The organism is Deinococcota bacterium, from assembly GCA_030858465.1.
Lineage (GTDB): Bacteria > Deinococcota > Deinococci > Deinococcales > Trueperaceae > JALZLY01.
Window position 1 is genome coordinate 1 of sequence record JALZLY010000128.1, and the last position, 15,256, is coordinate 15,256.

Below are 15,256 nucleotides of genomic sequence, written 5' to 3' on the forward strand. Positions count from 1 at the left end.
CGGGCTTCTAGGCGCTCGAGGTAGTGGGCGTAGGGCGCCAGCCGGGGCTCATCCAGCCAGGCGCGGAGCGTCTCAAAGCCGATCTCGAGCAGCTCCGGCTCGGCGAAGGCGGTGGCGGCCGCGGCGCGGGCGTAGAGACTCCTGGCCCGTTCAAAGCGGGCCGATGCCGCGCTGTCGCTGGTGTCGCAGCTGTACTGCATGCTGGCGTAGACGAAGACCTTGCCGAGTTCGCCCGCGAAGTCCTGCGAGGCCTCGAGCCAGTCCGCGAGCCTCTCGGGGCCTTCGCCCAGCCGCCCCTTGAAGCGCGCCAGGCTAGAGAGCGCCTCGCCGACCTCGCCAAAGGCCCGCTCCCAATCCTGCGGGCTTGCAAAGACGCTCGCTTCGTTCCAGCGCTGCGCCTCGGGGATGTCCCGGCGCCTCGCCACCTGCCCCCTCGCCATCTGCCCCCTCGCCATCTGCCCCCTCGCCATCAGCGCACCCCCGGGGTCGCGGCGACCGCCGTCGGCCCCGCCATCACCGTCTCGAAGTTTCGCGCCAACAGCGCGGCGGGATCGGGGTCTCTGCCCATAAACTCGCGGAAGAGCTCGGCGGGCTCGGCGGAGTCGCCCCTCGAGAGGATGGCGTTCAGGTAGTCGCGACCCGTCTCGCGGTTGAAAATGCCCTCGGCCTTGAAGCGGCTAAAGGCGTCGGCCTCCAAGACCTCCGACCACTTGTAGGAGTAGTAGCTCGCCGCGTAGCCGCCCGCGAAGACGTGGCTGAAGGCGGCGATGAAGTTGTTGTCGGCGAACTCGGGCTTGACGGCGAAGTCGCGCATAAGCTCTTGCGCGTAGGCTGTCACCTCGCCTTGCCGGCTCTCCGGATCGCCGTCCCCGGCCGGGTCGTAGTCGATGTGGAGGCCCAGGTCCACCGTTCCAAAGGAGAGCTGGCGCATCTGCAAGCTCGCCGCCGCAAAGGTCCTGGCGGCGCGCATCCGCTCGAAGAGGTCGTCCGGGATGGGCTCGCCCGTGTCATGGTGGCGGGCGAAGAGATCGAGCGCCTCTCTTTCCCAGGTCCAGTTCTCCATGATCTGCGAGGGCAGCTCGACGAAGTCCCAGGCCACATGGATGCCCGCCCGCCCCGGCACCTCGACGCGCGAAACGCAGTGGTGCAGCAGGTGGCCGAACTCGTGAAAGATGGTCTGGACCTCGTTATGGGTGAGGAGAGCGGGCTTGCCTTGCGCCGGAGGGCTGAAGTTGCCGATCATCAGGCCCAGGTGGGGCGCGAAGTCGTCCTCGCTCGGACCGCCCGTGATAAAGGCGTTCATCCAGGCCCCGGCGCGCTTCTCCTCGCGCGGAAACCAGTCGGCGTAAAAGGAGCCCAGGTGGACGCCGTCCTCGCCGAAAAGGTCGTAGAAGGTGACCTCGGGATGCCAGACCGCCCCCATGGGCCGCTCCTTCACCTCGATGCCGAAGAGCCGGCGGCAGATCTCGAACATGCCCGCCATCACGCTCTCGAGGGGAAAATAGGGGCGCAAGGCCTCCTCGTCGAAAGCGTAGCGGGCCTGGCGCAACTTTTCGGTAACGTAGGCGAGGTCCCAGGGCTTCAAGTCGCCCAAGCCGAGCATGCGGGCGTGCTCCAGAATCTCCGCCACTTCCCCCTGCCAGTAGGGCCTGGTCCCCTCGGTCAGCTCGCGCACGAAGTCGGCGGCCTCCTTGCCCGAGCCGACCATGTTGACCTCGAGGCGGTAGTCGGCGAAGTCCCGGTAGCCCAAGAGCGCGGCCTGCTCGCGGCGCAAGGCCAGAATCCGGCCGATCAGCGGGCGGTTGTCGAAGGCGCCCCCGTCGAAAGCGGCGTCGCTCGCGCGGTTGACGAAGGCGCTGTGCATCTTCTCGCGCAGCTCGCGATTGTCGGCGTACTGCAAAAACGGCAGGAGCGAGGGCGCCTGCAAGGTGAAGCGCCAGCCCTCCTGGCCTCGCTCCTCGGCGCTCGCCCTGGCCTGATCGGTAGCCGACTGCGGCAGGCCGGCGAGGTCGGCGGGATCGCTGAGGACGAGTTCGAAGGCGTTGCTGCTGTCCAAAACGTTTTCCGAGAACTTGGTCTGCAGGCGAGACAGTTCGACGCTGATCGCTTCGGCGCGGCGCTTGTCCTCCTCGGGCAGGTCGGCTCCGGCGCGCACGAAGTCCTGGACGGTCTTGTCGAGGTGGCGCTTCCTCACGCCCGTCAAGGCCGCCGCCTCGTCGCTCTCGGCAAAGCTCTTGACCGCCCGCCACAAGCCCTCGTTCAAGGGCAGCTTGGCGAAAAAGCTCGAGAACTCAGGCAGAACGGCGTTGTAGGCGGCGCGCAGCTCGGGCGTGTTGATGACCGAGGTCAGGTGCTGAGCGACGGTGACGACCCGGCCCAGGCACTCGGTCAGCTCGTCCAGGGCGCCGATGGTGTTGGCGTAAGAGCGGGGGCCGCGGTCCTGAACGAGCGCCGTCAAGGACGCCTCGGCCTCGGCGAGCGCCTCCTTGATGCCGGGCTCGACGTGCTCGGCGGCTATCTCGTGGAAGGGAATGGTAAAGTCTCGAGACCTCAGTGGATTCATCAACAGCTCCTTTTTAAGCCCGGAGTTCTCACCAGAAAACGAAGGCAGATAGCCAACAGTTTAACACTGGAACAGGACTTAAACCTTACCAGCTTCCCAAACCGTGTTGGGCACCGCCACACCCGCTTACCTTGCTCATTACCCAAGCCTTAAGATTGGGCGGTGAGGTGAGACCATGACGTGGGTTCTGGAATACACGGGCAAGGCGGCAACAGCGTGGTTTTTAGGGTTTTTCCCCTTCTTCGAGATCTACGTGGCCGTGCCCGCCGCCATCGCCATGGGCCTCGACTACACCTCGGCGGTCGTCTGGCCGGCCCTGGGAAACTTCACCCCGGTCTTGCTCATCGTCTTCGCCTACGAGAAGCTCGCGCGCCATCCGCAGATAGGCGACTGGCTAACAGGGCGCAGGTCCGAACGTTTCGAGCGGCTCGTCAACCGTTACGGCAGCTGGTTCATCCTCGTCATCACCCCCTGGGTGGGTGTCTGGATCGTCGCCGCGACCGCAAGGGCGCTCGGCATGAAGCGGAGCGCGCTCCTCCTCTACTCGCTCCTAAGCATCGTCTTGTACGCGGTCACCATCGCGGCCGCCGTCGCCCTGGGCCTCGAGGCCTTCGCCCAGCGCTGAGCTCGAGCCCGCCGCCGTGGCCCCAGGGCCCCGCGACGAACGATGGGCGAGTGCAGGCGTCGGCCACCCAAAGGGCTGCCCTGTCGTTTGAGCTCCGTCGTTTGAGCCCTGCTCGTTTGAGCTCTATCATTTGAGAAATGTTACACGCTTTACTTCCAGCCGGGTTTAGGCTTAACATGTAAAGAACGTGAGAAGAGCGAGGTAACGGACGCACATGAACTCACATCGCCAGATGTCCGCCTTTGCTCTCGGCGTTGCGCGACATCGGTGCCAAAAGAATCCGTGTCGGAAAGGAAGTAACCATGCTCTGGACCATCTTCGTCATCCTTCTCGTTCTGTGGCTACTTGGCGGCTTCGTCTTTAGAGTAGCGGGCAATCTCATCCACCTGCTTCTCGTGATCGCCGTCATCGTGCTCGTCTACCAGTTGGTTACGGGCCGAAGGACAGTCTAGCCGGCTCGAGAGCGACACCTTTGCAGGTCGGCAAACCCCACAAGGTATGAGAAAAGAGCGCCGCGCCTCCGTCCAGGCAGTGCGGCGCTCCCTTTGGCGTGAGCTTGTGCTGAGAGGCGCGGGTATCCAGTTCTACGCGCGCCCGCGGAGGGGAGTGCTATCGTCACCTCTATGGAGGCTGGCATGGCGTCACGCAAACAAGAAGCGCAAGAGGTGGACGTGGTCATCATCGGGGGTGGCCCGGCGGGCCTGACCGCCGGCATCTACGCCGGCCGGGCGCAGCTGAGGACGGTCATCCTCGAGAAGGGCCTGCCCGGCGGACAGATCGCCCAGACCGAGGAGGTCGAGAACTACCCCGGCTTCGACGTCGCCATCAGCGGTCCGGAACTCTCCGAAAGGATGGTCAGGCAGGCCGAGAAGTTCGGCGCCAAGGTAATCATGGAAGAGGTGCAGAGCCTGGAACGGTCGGGGGAAGGCTTCTTGGTGCGCGGCTACGACCAGGACTTTCGAGCTCCCGCGGTCATCGTCGCCACCGGCGCCAACCCGCGCCGGCTCGGCGTGCCCGGCGAGGACGAGTTCTACGGCCGCGGCGTGTCGACCTGCGCCACCTGCGACGGCTTCTTCTACCGCGGCAAGGAGGTGGTGGTGGTCGGCGGCGGCGACGCCGCCGTCGAGGAGGGCCTCTTTCTGACCAAGTTCGCCGACAGGGTAACGGTCGTTCACCGCCGGAGCGAGCTCCGCGCCAACAAGGTCGCCCAGGAGCGCGCCTTTGGCAACGCCAAGATGCACTGGGTCTGGAACAGCGTGGTCGAGGAGGTCATGGGCAGGGACGGCGTGGTCACCGGCGTCAAGCTGCGCGACCTGGTCACCGGCGAGGAAACGGCCATGAAGACCGACGGCGTGTTCATCTATATCGGCCACATCCCCAACACGGCCTACCTGGCGGGCGTGCTCGAGCTTCGTCCCGACGGCTACGTCAGGGTGAAGGACGAGATCTACACCAGCACCCCCGGCATCTTCGCGGCGGGCGACGTCGCCGACGATGTCTACCGCCAGCTCGGCACCAGCGTGGGCGCGGGCACCCGCGCCGCCATGACGGTCGAGCGCTTCTTAGCCGAAAAGGAAGCTGAAGCCGTTGCGGTGGCCTAGCGCCCTCGAGGAAAGCTAGCGTCGCAACGGCTGGAACAGCACAAAGACAAGGGCTCGAGCCCCGCTAAGATGTGGGGCTTCGCGTGCCGTGGCTAGAGCTGTAGAATAGACCATGCCATGCTATGACGTGCTCATTCAGGGCGCCCGGGTCGTCGACGGCACGGGAAACCCCTGGTTCTACGGCGACGTCGCGCTCTCTGGCGACCTCATCGCCGCGGTCGCCCCGGCCGGACGTATCCCGAGAGAGGGCGCCGCCGAAGTCGTCGAGGCCTCCGGCCTGGTCGTCTGCCCCGGTTTCATCGACATCCAGAGCCACTCGATCGCGCCGCTGATGATGGACGGCCGCAGCCTCTCGAAGATCACTCAGGGCGTCACCACCGAGATCATGGGCGAGGGCTGGACGCCCGCGCCCTTTGGCGGCAAGCGCAAGGAGCCGATCGGCTTCGAGGTCTACGCCCGGCGCCTGCCCGAGTGGGTGGCGCGCGCTCGTGGCTGGACGCGCTTCGGCGACTGGCTGGAGGCGATGGTAGAGCGCGGCGTGTCGCCCAACATCGGCTCCTTTTTGGCCGGCGGCACCCTGCGCGAGCACGTCATGGGCATGGCCATGCGCGCGCCGACGGAGGACGAGCTGGGGGCGATGAAGCGCCTCACGGCCGAGGCGATGGCGGACGGCGCCTTCGGCGTCGCCTACGCGCTCATCTATCCCCCCGACGCCTACACCGCTACTCCCGAGATAAGCGAGGTCTGCAAGGTGGTCAGCGAGTACAGTGGCCTCTACATCAGCCACATCCGCTCCGAGGCCGAGGAGATATTCGGAGCCCTCGAGGAGGCCTTCGCCGTCGGCCGGGGGGCAGAGCTGCCCGTCGAGATCTATCACCTCAAGGCCGCCGGCAAGGCCAACTGGGACAAGATGCCACGGGTGATCGCCATGATCAACGAGGCCCGCGCGGCCGGGCTCGACGTGAGCGCCGACATGTACCCCTACCCCGCCTCGGGCACGGGTCTGAGCTCGGTCCTGCCACCCTGGGCGGCCGCGGAAGGCAGGCTCTTCGAGAACCTGCGCGATCCCGCGGTGCGCGAGAAGATCAGAGGAGCCGTCTTGGAGCCCGACGGCTCCTGGGAGGCGATGGCCAGCCGCGACGGCCCCGAGATCGTCATGCCCATCGGCTTCCAGAAGCCCGAGAACCAGGCTTGGGTTGGCAAGCGCCTCTCCGAGATCGCCGCCATGCGCAAGCAGCATTGGGTGGACGCGGTGTTCGACCTGCTCATGTCGGAAGAGCAGCGCATCAGCACCATCTACTTCTCGATGGCGGAGGAGAACTTAAAGCGGCAACTCACGGAGCCCTGGATGAAGATCTCCACCGACGCCGGCGGCTACGACCCCGCCTGGGGCCAGGAGATGGGGCCGACGCACCCCCGGGCCTACGGCAGCTATCCGCGGGTCTTGGGCAAGTACGTCCGCGAGGAGGGGGTACTAGCGCTCGAGGACGCCGTCCGCAAGATGAGTTCGGCCGTCGCCGACCGTTTGGGCTTGCGCGACCGGGGACTGTTGCGCCGGGGCATGGCCGCCGACGTCGTCCTCTTCGATCCCGCGACGGTTCTCGACCGGGCCACCTTCGAGGCGTCGCACCGGCTCTCGGTCGGGGTGCGCGATGTCTGGGTCAACGGCGCGCGGGTCCTCGCGGACGGGCTGCATAGCGGAGCGACCCCGGGGCGGGTGGTGCGAAACACCAAGTGACACCAACTACTTCGCACCAGTACCTTCATCGAGCAGTTGCAGCAGTACATCTCGGCGAGCCACGCTTGCGGCGGAAGGTTCTCGGAAGCGCGAAAGGAATGGGATAGACTGGCCCCATGCCCGAAGTCCTCTTCAGCCTCGTCACCATCTTGCCCCTGCCCATCTGGGTAAGCATGCTCCTCTTTCCCAAGGCCTCGCTGACGCAGCGCCTGGTGATGAGCTACTGGCCGGTCATCGCGCTCTGCGGCCTGTACGCGCTCGCCCTGCTCGGCACCCTCGCGACCGGGGCGGGCCTGGACCTATCCTACGCGGGCGTGCAGGCGACCCTGAGCGGGCGCTGGGGTGTGGCCGCCGTCTGGGCTCACCTCATGACCCTGAACCTGTTTAGCGGCGTGTGGATCTTTCGCGACGCCAAGTACTGGGGCGTCAAGCCGGAAGTATTCTTGCTCTTGACGCTCTTCGCCGGACCGCTCGGCTTGGGAGCTTACCTGTTCGTGAGGGAGCGAAGGGCCAAGGTCGATCCGGTGCGGAGCGTGAACTGAGCGCAAGGTCCAGCGCAGGGCCGCCAAGGTGATGTGTGCTAGGGTGGGGTGACAACCCACTAGGAGGCGCGAATAAAACGCTACGTCTTGCTCATGGGCTTGGTGGCGCTCGCAAACTTCGGCCCCGTCGCTGCTCAAGCTGAGACGGAAGGGGCGACAAGCTGGTTCGGCGTTTCCGGGACGTACCATCTTCTTTACGGCGGCGTTCAGGCGCGCGTTGGTGCACACGATCTTCTTGCAGACGGGCTCGACGCCAGGCTCGAGCTGAGCTACCTCGCCTACGTCGCCACCGTCTGCCCCGCCGTTCCCGACACCGACTGTCGCCCGCCACTCGCGTTCGAGATCGCGCCCGCCGCGCTGTGGCGTTTCTCCGCGGGACAAGGGTTGGGCGGCTACCTGGGTGCGGGCCCGCGCCTGGCCGTCTATTTTCTTAGGGACCGCTACCTGGACATCTTTTTCGGCGCCAGTGGGTTCGTAGGCGCGGACTACCGCTTTGGCGACACCAGCCTGGTGCTGGAGGCGGGTGCGACGCTCTTTTATGACTCCCTTCCCTTCATCGGCTTCTTCTACCTTCCGCACCTGTCGCTGGGCGTCAACTTGTACCTCTGACGATTAGCCGAGAATCTCGTCCAGCGCCTCTTTCAGTCTCTTTACGTCCTCATCTTGTAGCTGGCCCAAGGTGCGGATGATCAACTTGCGCTCTACCGTCGTCAGGATTGGTTTGAACACGGACGCTTTGATGAGGCCGGCCTCTGTCCACTTGGCGATGGAAACGTCCCCCGCCACCTTGGCGGACAGTTGGCTCGAGACGGCCATGAGGATGAGGTCTGTGCGTTGGCGGTGATAGCGGTCGGAACTTATCACCACTGCCGGACGCTTTTTTCCGGTGCTCTGGTCGGTGAAGGGAAACGGAACCAGAACGATATCGCCGAACTTATAATTCGTCATACGCAGCATCGTCGGGATTGTCCCAGATCTTTTGAAACGCTGCTTCCGAAAGTCGGGTGGCCGCTGTGGTCAACTTGGTATCGACAGAACGTTGCCTCAGGAAATCCACGAAGTCCTCGACTTCGGCAATTTTTTCCTGAGGCAAATCCCGAATCTTGGCAATGAGCGTATGTTCGCGTACCTTTTCCACACCTTCTCTCCTTCAGAAATCCTGGTAGGCCTTGACCGCCGGCATCGCGGTGGCGCCCTCAAAGGCGTTGACCTCCTCGATAAAGCGCTTGAAGAGGTAGGTGGCGTCGTGCGGGCCGGGGCTGGCCTCGGGGTGGTACTGCACGCTGAAGACCGGGTAGCGGATATGGGCCATGCCCTCCAGGGTACCGTCATTCAAGTTGAGATGGGTTGCCTGAAACTGGCTGCCGGGGATCGAGCCGATGTCGACCGCGTAGTTGTGGTTTTGGGAGGTTATCTCGACCTCGCCGGTCACCAGGTTCTTGACCGGGGTGTTGGCGCCGTGGTGGCCGTGCTTGAGCTTGTAGGTCTTGCCGCCGACCGCCAGACCCAGGAGCTGGTGGCCCATGCAGATGCCGTAGGTCGGCAAGAGCCCGAGCATCTGCCAGACGGTGTCGTGGGCGTACTTGGGGCCGTCCGGGTCGCCGGGGCCGTTGCTGAGCACCAGGCCGTAAGGGTCTAGGGCCATGATCTGCGCGGGCGTCGTCTGCGCGGGCACCACGATCACCTCGGCGCCGGCCTGCTCGAGCTTGTAGACTATAGAGTGCTTGATGCCGAAGTCGATGACGACGACACGCGGACAGTCCTTGAAGGTCGGCCGAGCGTAGGGCAGCGGCGTGGTGACCTCGGGCGTCATATCGCGCCCGTCGATGTCCTCGTGCTCCCTGGCCTGCTCGACCAGCTCGGCCTCCTTTTCGTCGTCGGTCTCGCCGTGATGGATGACACCCTTGACCACGCCGCCCGTTCTGAGCCTGCGGGTAAGGGCGCGGGTGTCGATGCCCTCGATGCCGACGATGCCGTGCCCCTCCATGAAGCTCCGCAGGTCCTGGTTGGAGCGGTGGTTCGAAGCGACGCGCGAGAACTCGCGGACGATGAAGCCGCGCGCGAAGGGCTTGTTCGACTCCATGTCGTAGACGCTCACCCCGTAGTTGCCGATGTGCGGATAGGTCATGGTGACGATCTGCCCGTGGTAGGAGGGGTCGGTCAGGATCTCCTGGTAGCCCGTCATCGAAGTGTTAAAAACAATCTCGCCGACCGTCTCGCCCCTATAGCCAAAGGCGTAGCCGTAGTAGACGGTGCCGTCCTCGAGCGCGAGCACGGCGGGGGGTTTTTTCAGTAGCGACATGAGCATCTCACCAGGGACGAGTCTAGCACCCTTCACAAGCGGCCGTCGTGTCGGATAGGCTGCACCGTGGGCAGAAACAAGCAGCTTCGCAAACGGCTCGCCAGTCTCGAAGCGCGGACCGCCGAACATCACCAAAAGATCGCCGACGAATAGGGCAAACCCCAACCCAACCTCGAGGGTGAACTTTATGCCTACATCGTCGAGCTCAAAATCAAAAGCGGTCGGCTGCAAGCGCACCTCGACGAGTTGGTCGATAAGCTACCTGACGAGGAAGCAGCACAAGCAACCCCCTGACGCTCGAGGCTGCGCCGACACTGCAACTACAAAAACTGCAACTACAAAAACTGCAACTACAAAAAACGGACCTCTCAGCCCAAACATGTCAGCATAGAGCCATGTCCCAACCCTTTGCCGAACGCCTCACCGAGCGCGTCAAAGCGACGAACTCGAGGGTCTGCCTGGGCATCGACCCCAGGCCTTTAGCTCACCCGCTCACCCACCCCGACCGCTTCGGCGGCGACCCGGCGCAGGTCGCCAAGGCCGTGGTCTTCTACTTCCAGGCGATCATCGAAGCGACGCAGGACGTGGTGGCCTGCTACAAGCCGCAGGCGGCCTTTTTCGAGGCTCTGGGCGTGCCCGGCATCATCGCCATGGCGCAGCTTCTCGCCGACATCCGCGGCCGGAACGTCCCGGTCGTCTTGGACGCCAAGCGCGGCGACATCGACATCAGCGCCGAGGCCTACGCCCGGGCCTATCTGACTGGCGGCGTCTTCGCCTGCGACGCGCTCACCGTCAATCCCTACCTGGGCAGCGACGGCGTGGCGGCCTTTTTAGACTACGCTGCCGCCAACGGTCGGGGACTGTTCGTTCTGGTCAAGACCTCGAACCCGTCGGGTAGCGACCTTCAGGACCTCGTCACCGAGGACGGGCGCAAGGTCTACGAGTGCGTCGCCGACCTCGTCGAGCTTTGGGGCGAGCATCACCTGGGCGTGAGCGGCTACTCGCCGGTGGGCGCCGTGGTCGGCGCGACCTATCCCGCCGAGCTGGCCGCCCTGCGCGAGAGAATGCCGCACAGCCTCTTGTTGGTGCCGGGCTACGGCGCCCAGGGCGCGGGGGCGCAAGACGTGGTCGCGGCCTTTGACGGCGAGGGGCTCGGCGCGGTGGTGAACGCCAGCCGGGGGCTCACCTACGTCTCGGCGGGCGACGACTTCGCCCAGGCGGCGAGGGGGGCCGCGCTCGCCATGCGGCGCGAGATCAACGAGGCGCTGGGGGTGTGAGGGCTAGGGGCTTACCGGTCCAGGACGAACTGCACGATCTCGCGCGGGCTCATGTTGGTGCGGAGCTGCGGGATGATCCGCAGCACCGTAGTCATGGCCGGCCCCGGCCCCACGAAGACGACCGAGAAACGGTCCAGGGAGGCGGTGTAGGGGTGGGCCAGGCGCAGGTAGTCGAGCTCCTCGCCCGCTTCTACCCAGTGCGGCGCGAACTGCGGCGAGCTGCTGATGTCCACGACCACCATCCGCGCCTCGCTGTTGGCGAGGTAGAGCCTCGTCGCCGTCTCCTCTCGAGCCGAGATGAAACGCTCGAGCGGCATGGCGCAGGTCTCCAAGGCGGGCAGGACGGGCGCTGGCCCGCGGCTCAGGTCGAAGGCCCCCGCGGGCGGCCGCATCACGATGAGCCGGGGGTAGACCGAGTCGTTGCGGATGATCGCCAGAAAGCCGATGCGACTGGGATCGCTGCCCGAGGCCGCGATGAGCACGACGGGGTCAAGCGTCGGCACCGCCCGGTCGATGAGCAGGGACAGGTCGCGGATGAGTTCGCCCCGGCTGAGCCCCGAGGGAGCGGGCGCCACGACAGCGTACATTGCCGCCACGCCTTGCAGCATGTCCGCCCAGACGACCTCGCCGAGTTCGCCGGGAGCCCACGAGGCGGGCAGGAGCAGGCGCGACGCCAGGTAGAGAGCGTCGTCGAAGCCGGGCTCGCCCGGTACCAGGCCGTGGGTGTCGGGCCCGCCCATGAGGACGGGCAGGGCGGGCTCCAAGAGTTCGACGGCGCGGCGCAGGTACATAGCCGCGTCCTCGGCCGAGGCCGTTGCGGCGAGGTCTCCCGGCGTGGCGTCGGCGCTGAGTTCGGGCAGGCAGCGCTGCGCGGCGGCCAGGCTCAAGACGAGCGACGCCAGCAGAATCGTGAGGGTGCGCGTGAGCATACTCGAGTCTAGCCCTCCAGCTTAAACGCGGATGAGGAAGCTGCCCCGCCCGCGTTCATAACCCGCGTAAAGCATAAAGAGAGCGGCCCGGAGGCCGCCCTCGAGCAAAAGCACGTTCAGTTGGTGGGAAAGAAGAGTCAGTTGGCGGGAAAGAAGAGTTCGTAGTTGGAGGTGGCGGAGGGGCCCGCGCGGTCGTTGGAGGAGTAGACGACGACCCGGACGCGGATATTGCCCAGAGGGCCGGAAACGTCCTCCTGCCGTCCCCGCTCCACCAACAGCGTGTCGACCAGCTGCCCGGTGCTTACGCTGTAGATGTCGGCCCGGATGTTGATGTCCAAGTTGGCGGTGGCTCGCGCCAGCGCCACCCGGCTGACGGGCTGGCCGACCTCGTAACAGTCGCGGTCGCCAAAGGTCTCGAGCGCCGCCCGGTAGCGCTGCTCGGGCACCGGCTCGACGATGATGGACGAAGGCGTCACCTCGCCCTTCGTCGCCGTAGCCGCGGTGCCGGGGCCGATCGCCGCGAACACCGGCTCGAACACCGACAGCGGCAGAGAGGCCGCCTGGACGCCCGCGAAACCCTGGCAATCGCTGACGTCGGGCTCGCCCGGGTCCTGATAGGGATCGTCGTAGACGTGGAGGTTGTAGCGAACCGTCCCCGCGCCCACGGCGCTGACCCTGACGTAAAGGTTGACCTCCTGGCCGGGCCGCTCGCGCTCGAGGATGATGCAGGGGCCGCGGCAGGACACGTCCACAATCTGAGCAGTTTCAAACTCATCCTCCTCGAGCGTGAGGACGTTGTCGCTCAGCCCGAACCAGGCCGCGCTGCGGCTGGCGTAGACCGACTCCCGCGGCGCGGCCGCGCTGAACACTTCGACGACCGCGTCGCCGCCTATGACGTTGGCCAGCTCGACATAGACGAGCGGCTGGCTCAGGCTGGCGGGCAGGAGGATCCGATAGAAGTCCGGAGAGGTTCCGGTCACGCTCTCGTTGCTGCGGATGGGCGTGACGGAGTCCGCGACGGCCGTGACTTGGACCGCGTTCGTCCAGGGATCGGGTGGCGGGGGAGGGGGCGCCGCGGCCGTCACCCTCACTATCGCCGTCCCCGACTTGGTGGGGTCGAAGGTGCTGATGGCGGTGATCACGGCCACGCCCGGCGCGATAGCCTCCACCAGGCCGGTAGCGCTGACCGTCGCCACCGAGTTGTTGTTGCTCGACCACTCGACCCTCTGGGAAGGGCTGCCGGGACCGATAACGTTGGCGGAGAGCCGGCCCGTCGCACCGACTACCACCGTGCTCTCGGGCGGGCTGACGATAACGTCGGTGACCGTAGGATCGAGCAGCTCGCCGCTGCAAGCCGCCAGCACCAGGACCAGCGCCGTCAGGCTGGGAAAGAGAAGACGTCTCATATATCACTCCTTAATCTATTTATCTATAGAGCCGCTGTTAGAGCCGCTGTTAGAGCTGCTGTCGGCAAAAGCTGCCGTGCTGTTTCAAACCTCGAGTCAACTTAGCACCCCCCCGGAGGGCAGTATGTGTGCCAGGGCAAAAAAGACCTTCAGGGGACGTTCATCAACAGACTATTCCTCGACTATTCCAAGGCCATCAGGTAGGCGTAGAGCTCGGGGCCGCCCGCGTGGAGCTCGAGCTCCAAGCCACCGAAGCGCTCCTCGAGCTCGGCCAGCAGCTCCTGCGCCCGCTCCTGGTCCACCGACGGGCCGTAGAAGAGCGTGCCGATCTCATAGTCGCCAGCGCTCTCCAGGAGCTTGACGAGGCAGCTCTCGGGGGTGTCGGCTCGAGCCGTCAGCTTGCCGTCGACCAGGCCGATGCAGTCGCCTTCCTTGACGGAGACGCCCCCTATTTCGGCGTCGCGGCTGGCGCTGGTGACCTCCAAGGTGAGGGCGTGCTCGGCGGCCTCGCGCATGCTCTCCAGCAGCTCCTCGGGCTCGCTCTCCTCGCTGAAGAGCACCGCCGCCGCCAAGCCCTGGCCCAGGCTGTGGGTGGGCAGCACGAAGATGGTCTTCTCCCTGACGATCTCGCCGACCCGCTCGGCGGCCATGATGATGTTCTTGTTGTTGGGCATGACGATGACGTTCTTCGAACCAAGGCTGCGCACGGCGTCGGCGATGTCCTGGACGCTCGGGTTGTTCGTCTGGCCGCCCGCGACCACGCGCGCGCCCAGGCTGCGGAAGACCTTGGTGACGCCGTAGCCCGCGCTGACTACCACCAGCGAGGTCTGGGGCGGCGCGACCTCGCCGAGGTCGGCGCCCGCCAGGATCTCGGAGTGCTGCTCGCTCATGTCCTCGATCTTCGAGCGCACCATGGTGCCGTAGCGGCCCACCAGGGCCAGGAGCTTTTCGGGCTCCTCGGTGTGGATGTGGCCCTTGACGTAGCCCTCGGCGCCCACCACCAGGAGCGAGTCGCCAAACTCCTGGACGGCGTCTTGGATCTCTTGCGTCGAGGCGGTCGCGCCCGAGATCAGGAACTCGGTGCAGTAGCCGAACTCGTCGGCCTCGAACTGCTCCTGAGCGCGCGCGGTGACCCGAGGCGGCGGCGGCAGCTCCCGGCCCTCGAAATGAGCGACGACGCCCTCCAAGACGCGCAAGAGGCCCAAGCCGCCCGCGTCCACCACGCCCGCCTGCTTGAGGAGCGGCAGCATCTCGGGGGTCCTCTCCAGGGCCTGGTGTCCCGCCTTGACGGCGTCCTTGAGCGCGTCCAGGGCCCCGGCCGAGGCGGCTTCTCTGGCGCCTTCGGCGGCAAGGCGCATGACGGTCAAGATGGTGCCCTCGACGGGCTTCATCACGGCGGCGTAGGAGCACGTCGTAGCAGCCTCGAGCGCGTCCCTCACCTCCTCGGCGCCCAGGTCCTGGCGCCCCTTGACGGCGTCGGCGAAGCCTTTTAAGACCTGGCTCAAGATCACCCCGGAGTTGCCCCGCGCGCCCAGGAGCGAGCCGTAGGCGAGCGCGTGGGCGAACCCGGCCATCGTCTTGGGCTTCTCGCCCTCCAGCTGCCGCCGCACCGACTGCATGGTGAGGTGCATGTTGGTACCGGTATCGCCGTCGGGGACGGGATAGACGTTGAGTGCGTTGACCTCGTCGACGTAGACGCCGAGCCAGTCGGTGGCAAAGGTGAAGGCGGTCGCCAGAGCGGGGGCCTCGAGCCGGGTGCTCACTGTATTAGTGTCCAGCACACCCCACCCCCGCAACGCCGTGCGCAGCGTGGTCTTGCAGGAGCGGTACGACGCGTGTTTCGGTCTGCGTGTCGGGCCGTGTGTCTGCCGGCGTTTTTCCTGTCATGTCTCCCCCTCGGAGCCAACGGATCGGTCTAGTTACTGCCGTGTAGGGGCCATCTTACCCCAAAGTTGTATAGGGGCCATAATCCACGTTTGAAGTTACAGCATTTTGCAAGCGTGTCAGGCCGTAAGCTGCGTTGAACCAGAAGCCGCATTAAGCCGGAAGCTATCTCAGGCTAACGGCTCCCACAGTTCGATGTCGAGGCTGCTCGCCGTCACCCGGTAGTCACCCTGCGCGGCCACGAATCCCTCGACCTTGCGCAAGAGCCCCTCGAGCCCCACCCGGTCGCTGCTGATGGCGGTGACGCCGATGGTTTCCCAGGCGTGTTCGTCCGCGCCGCCTAAGCGTGCGGCGGAAACCGCGAAGCGCACCTTCAGCCGCTCCACCAC

16 protein-coding genes are annotated in these 15,256 nt (G+C 65.7%); 7 read left to right on the forward strand and 9 right to left on the reverse strand.

Translation table 11 applies throughout. The features are described from left to right. Window positions 1-470: oligoendopeptidase F (locus tag M3498_06080; protein ID MDQ3458851.1), on the reverse strand; the 470-nt coding region annotated here is incomplete at its 3' end. Beyond that, a complete protein-coding gene (locus M3498_06085) occupies window positions 470-2,563 on the reverse strand; it encodes a M3 family metallopeptidase (protein ID MDQ3458852.1) in 2,094 nt (697 codons plus the stop codon). The genes M3498_06085 and M3498_06080, both read right to left, overlap by 1 nt. A gap of 175 nt (window positions 2,564-2,738) precedes the next feature. Between M3498_06085 and M3498_06090 the strand changes: the two genes are divergently transcribed. The 6 genes from M3498_06090 (at window position 2,739) to M3498_06115 (ending at window position 7,678) form a co-directional block, all read left to right on the forward strand. Next, window positions 2,739-3,188 carry a small multi-drug export protein gene (locus M3498_06090; GenBank protein MDQ3458853.1) on the forward strand — a complete coding sequence of 150 codons (450 nt, stop codon included), beginning with the start codon at window positions 2,739-2,741 and terminating at the stop codon, window positions 3,186-3,188. A gap of 302 nt (window positions 3,189-3,490) precedes the next feature. Further along, window positions 3,491-3,640 (forward strand): lmo0937 family membrane protein, encoded by a 150-nt coding sequence (locus M3498_06095; protein MDQ3458854.1) that lies wholly within the window; start codon window positions 3,491-3,493, stop codon window positions 3,638-3,640. 183 nt (window positions 3,641-3,823) lie between these two features. After that, the gene (gene trxB / locus M3498_06100) at window positions 3,824-4,789 is read left to right on the forward strand and encodes a thioredoxin-disulfide reductase (GenBank protein MDQ3458855.1); all 966 of its coding nucleotides are present in this window, start codon (window positions 3,824-3,826) and stop codon (window positions 4,787-4,789) included. A 112-nt stretch (window positions 4,790-4,901) separates the two neighbouring features. After that, on the forward strand, window positions 4,902-6,527 hold the full coding sequence (locus M3498_06105) for a D-aminoacylase (GenBank protein ID MDQ3458856.1): 1,626 nt from the start codon (window positions 4,902-4,904) through the stop codon (window positions 6,525-6,527). Between the two features lie 116 nt (window positions 6,528-6,643). Next, window positions 6,644-7,069: an ABA4-like family protein gene (locus tag M3498_06110; protein MDQ3458857.1), complete on the forward strand. Its 426-nt coding sequence runs from the start codon at window positions 6,644-6,646 to the stop codon at window positions 7,067-7,069. A 102-nt stretch (window positions 7,070-7,171) separates the two neighbouring features. Beyond that, entirely contained in the window at window positions 7,172-7,678 is a 507-nt protein-coding gene (locus tag M3498_06115; GenBank protein MDQ3458858.1) for a hypothetical protein, read from the forward strand. A gap of 3 nt (window positions 7,679-7,681) precedes the next feature. Here M3498_06115 and M3498_06120 read toward each other — a convergent pair whose 3' ends face one another. Genes M3498_06120 through carA form a run of 3 tightly spaced genes read right to left on the reverse strand, consistent with a single transcriptional unit; the run spans window position 7,682 to window position 9,371 of the window. Further along, complete coding sequence (locus M3498_06120) at window positions 7,682-8,017, reverse strand: type II toxin-antitoxin system PemK/MazF family toxin (protein MDQ3458859.1); 336 nt, start codon at window positions 8,015-8,017, stop codon at window positions 7,682-7,684. Then, the gene (locus M3498_06125; protein MDQ3458860.1) at window positions 8,004-8,207 is read right to left on the reverse strand and encodes a DUF2281 domain-containing protein; all 204 of its coding nucleotides are present in this window, start codon (window positions 8,205-8,207) and stop codon (window positions 8,004-8,006) included. The genes M3498_06120 and M3498_06125 overlap by 14 nt, the downstream gene beginning before the upstream one ends. A gap of 12 nt (window positions 8,208-8,219) precedes the next feature. Beyond that, complete coding sequence (carA, locus tag M3498_06130) at window positions 8,220-9,371, reverse strand: glutamine-hydrolyzing carbamoyl-phosphate synthase small subunit (GenBank protein MDQ3458861.1); 1,152 nt, start codon at window positions 9,369-9,371, stop codon at window positions 8,220-8,222. Between the two features lie 395 nt (window positions 9,372-9,766). Here carA and pyrF point away from each other — a divergent pair, with 395 nt between their 5' ends. Next, window positions 9,767-10,648 (forward strand): orotidine-5'-phosphate decarboxylase, encoded by an 882-nt coding sequence (gene pyrF, locus M3498_06135; protein MDQ3458862.1) that lies wholly within the window; start codon window positions 9,767-9,769, stop codon window positions 10,646-10,648. An 11-nt stretch (window positions 10,649-10,659) separates the two neighbouring features. Here pyrF and M3498_06140 read toward each other — a convergent pair whose 3' ends face one another. The 4 genes from M3498_06140 to M3498_06155 form a co-directional block, all read right to left on the reverse strand. Then, window positions 10,660-11,577: a hypothetical protein gene (locus M3498_06140; GenBank protein ID MDQ3458863.1), complete on the reverse strand. Its 918-nt coding sequence runs from the start codon at window positions 11,575-11,577 to the stop codon at window positions 10,660-10,662. A 137-nt stretch (window positions 11,578-11,714) separates the two neighbouring features. After that, the gene (locus M3498_06145) at window positions 11,715-12,983 is read right to left on the reverse strand and encodes an Ig-like domain-containing protein (GenBank protein ID MDQ3458864.1); all 1,269 of its coding nucleotides are present in this window, start codon (window positions 12,981-12,983) and stop codon (window positions 11,715-11,717) included. 182 nt (window positions 12,984-13,165) lie between these two features. After that, window positions 13,166-14,746, reverse strand: coding sequence for a DAK2 domain-containing protein (locus tag M3498_06150; GenBank protein MDQ3458865.1), 1,581 nt, complete (start codon window positions 14,744-14,746; stop codon window positions 13,166-13,168). A 291-nt stretch (window positions 14,747-15,037) separates the two neighbouring features. Further along, window positions 15,038-15,256: DUF503 family protein (locus M3498_06155; protein MDQ3458866.1), on the reverse strand; the 219-nt coding region annotated here is incomplete at its 5' end.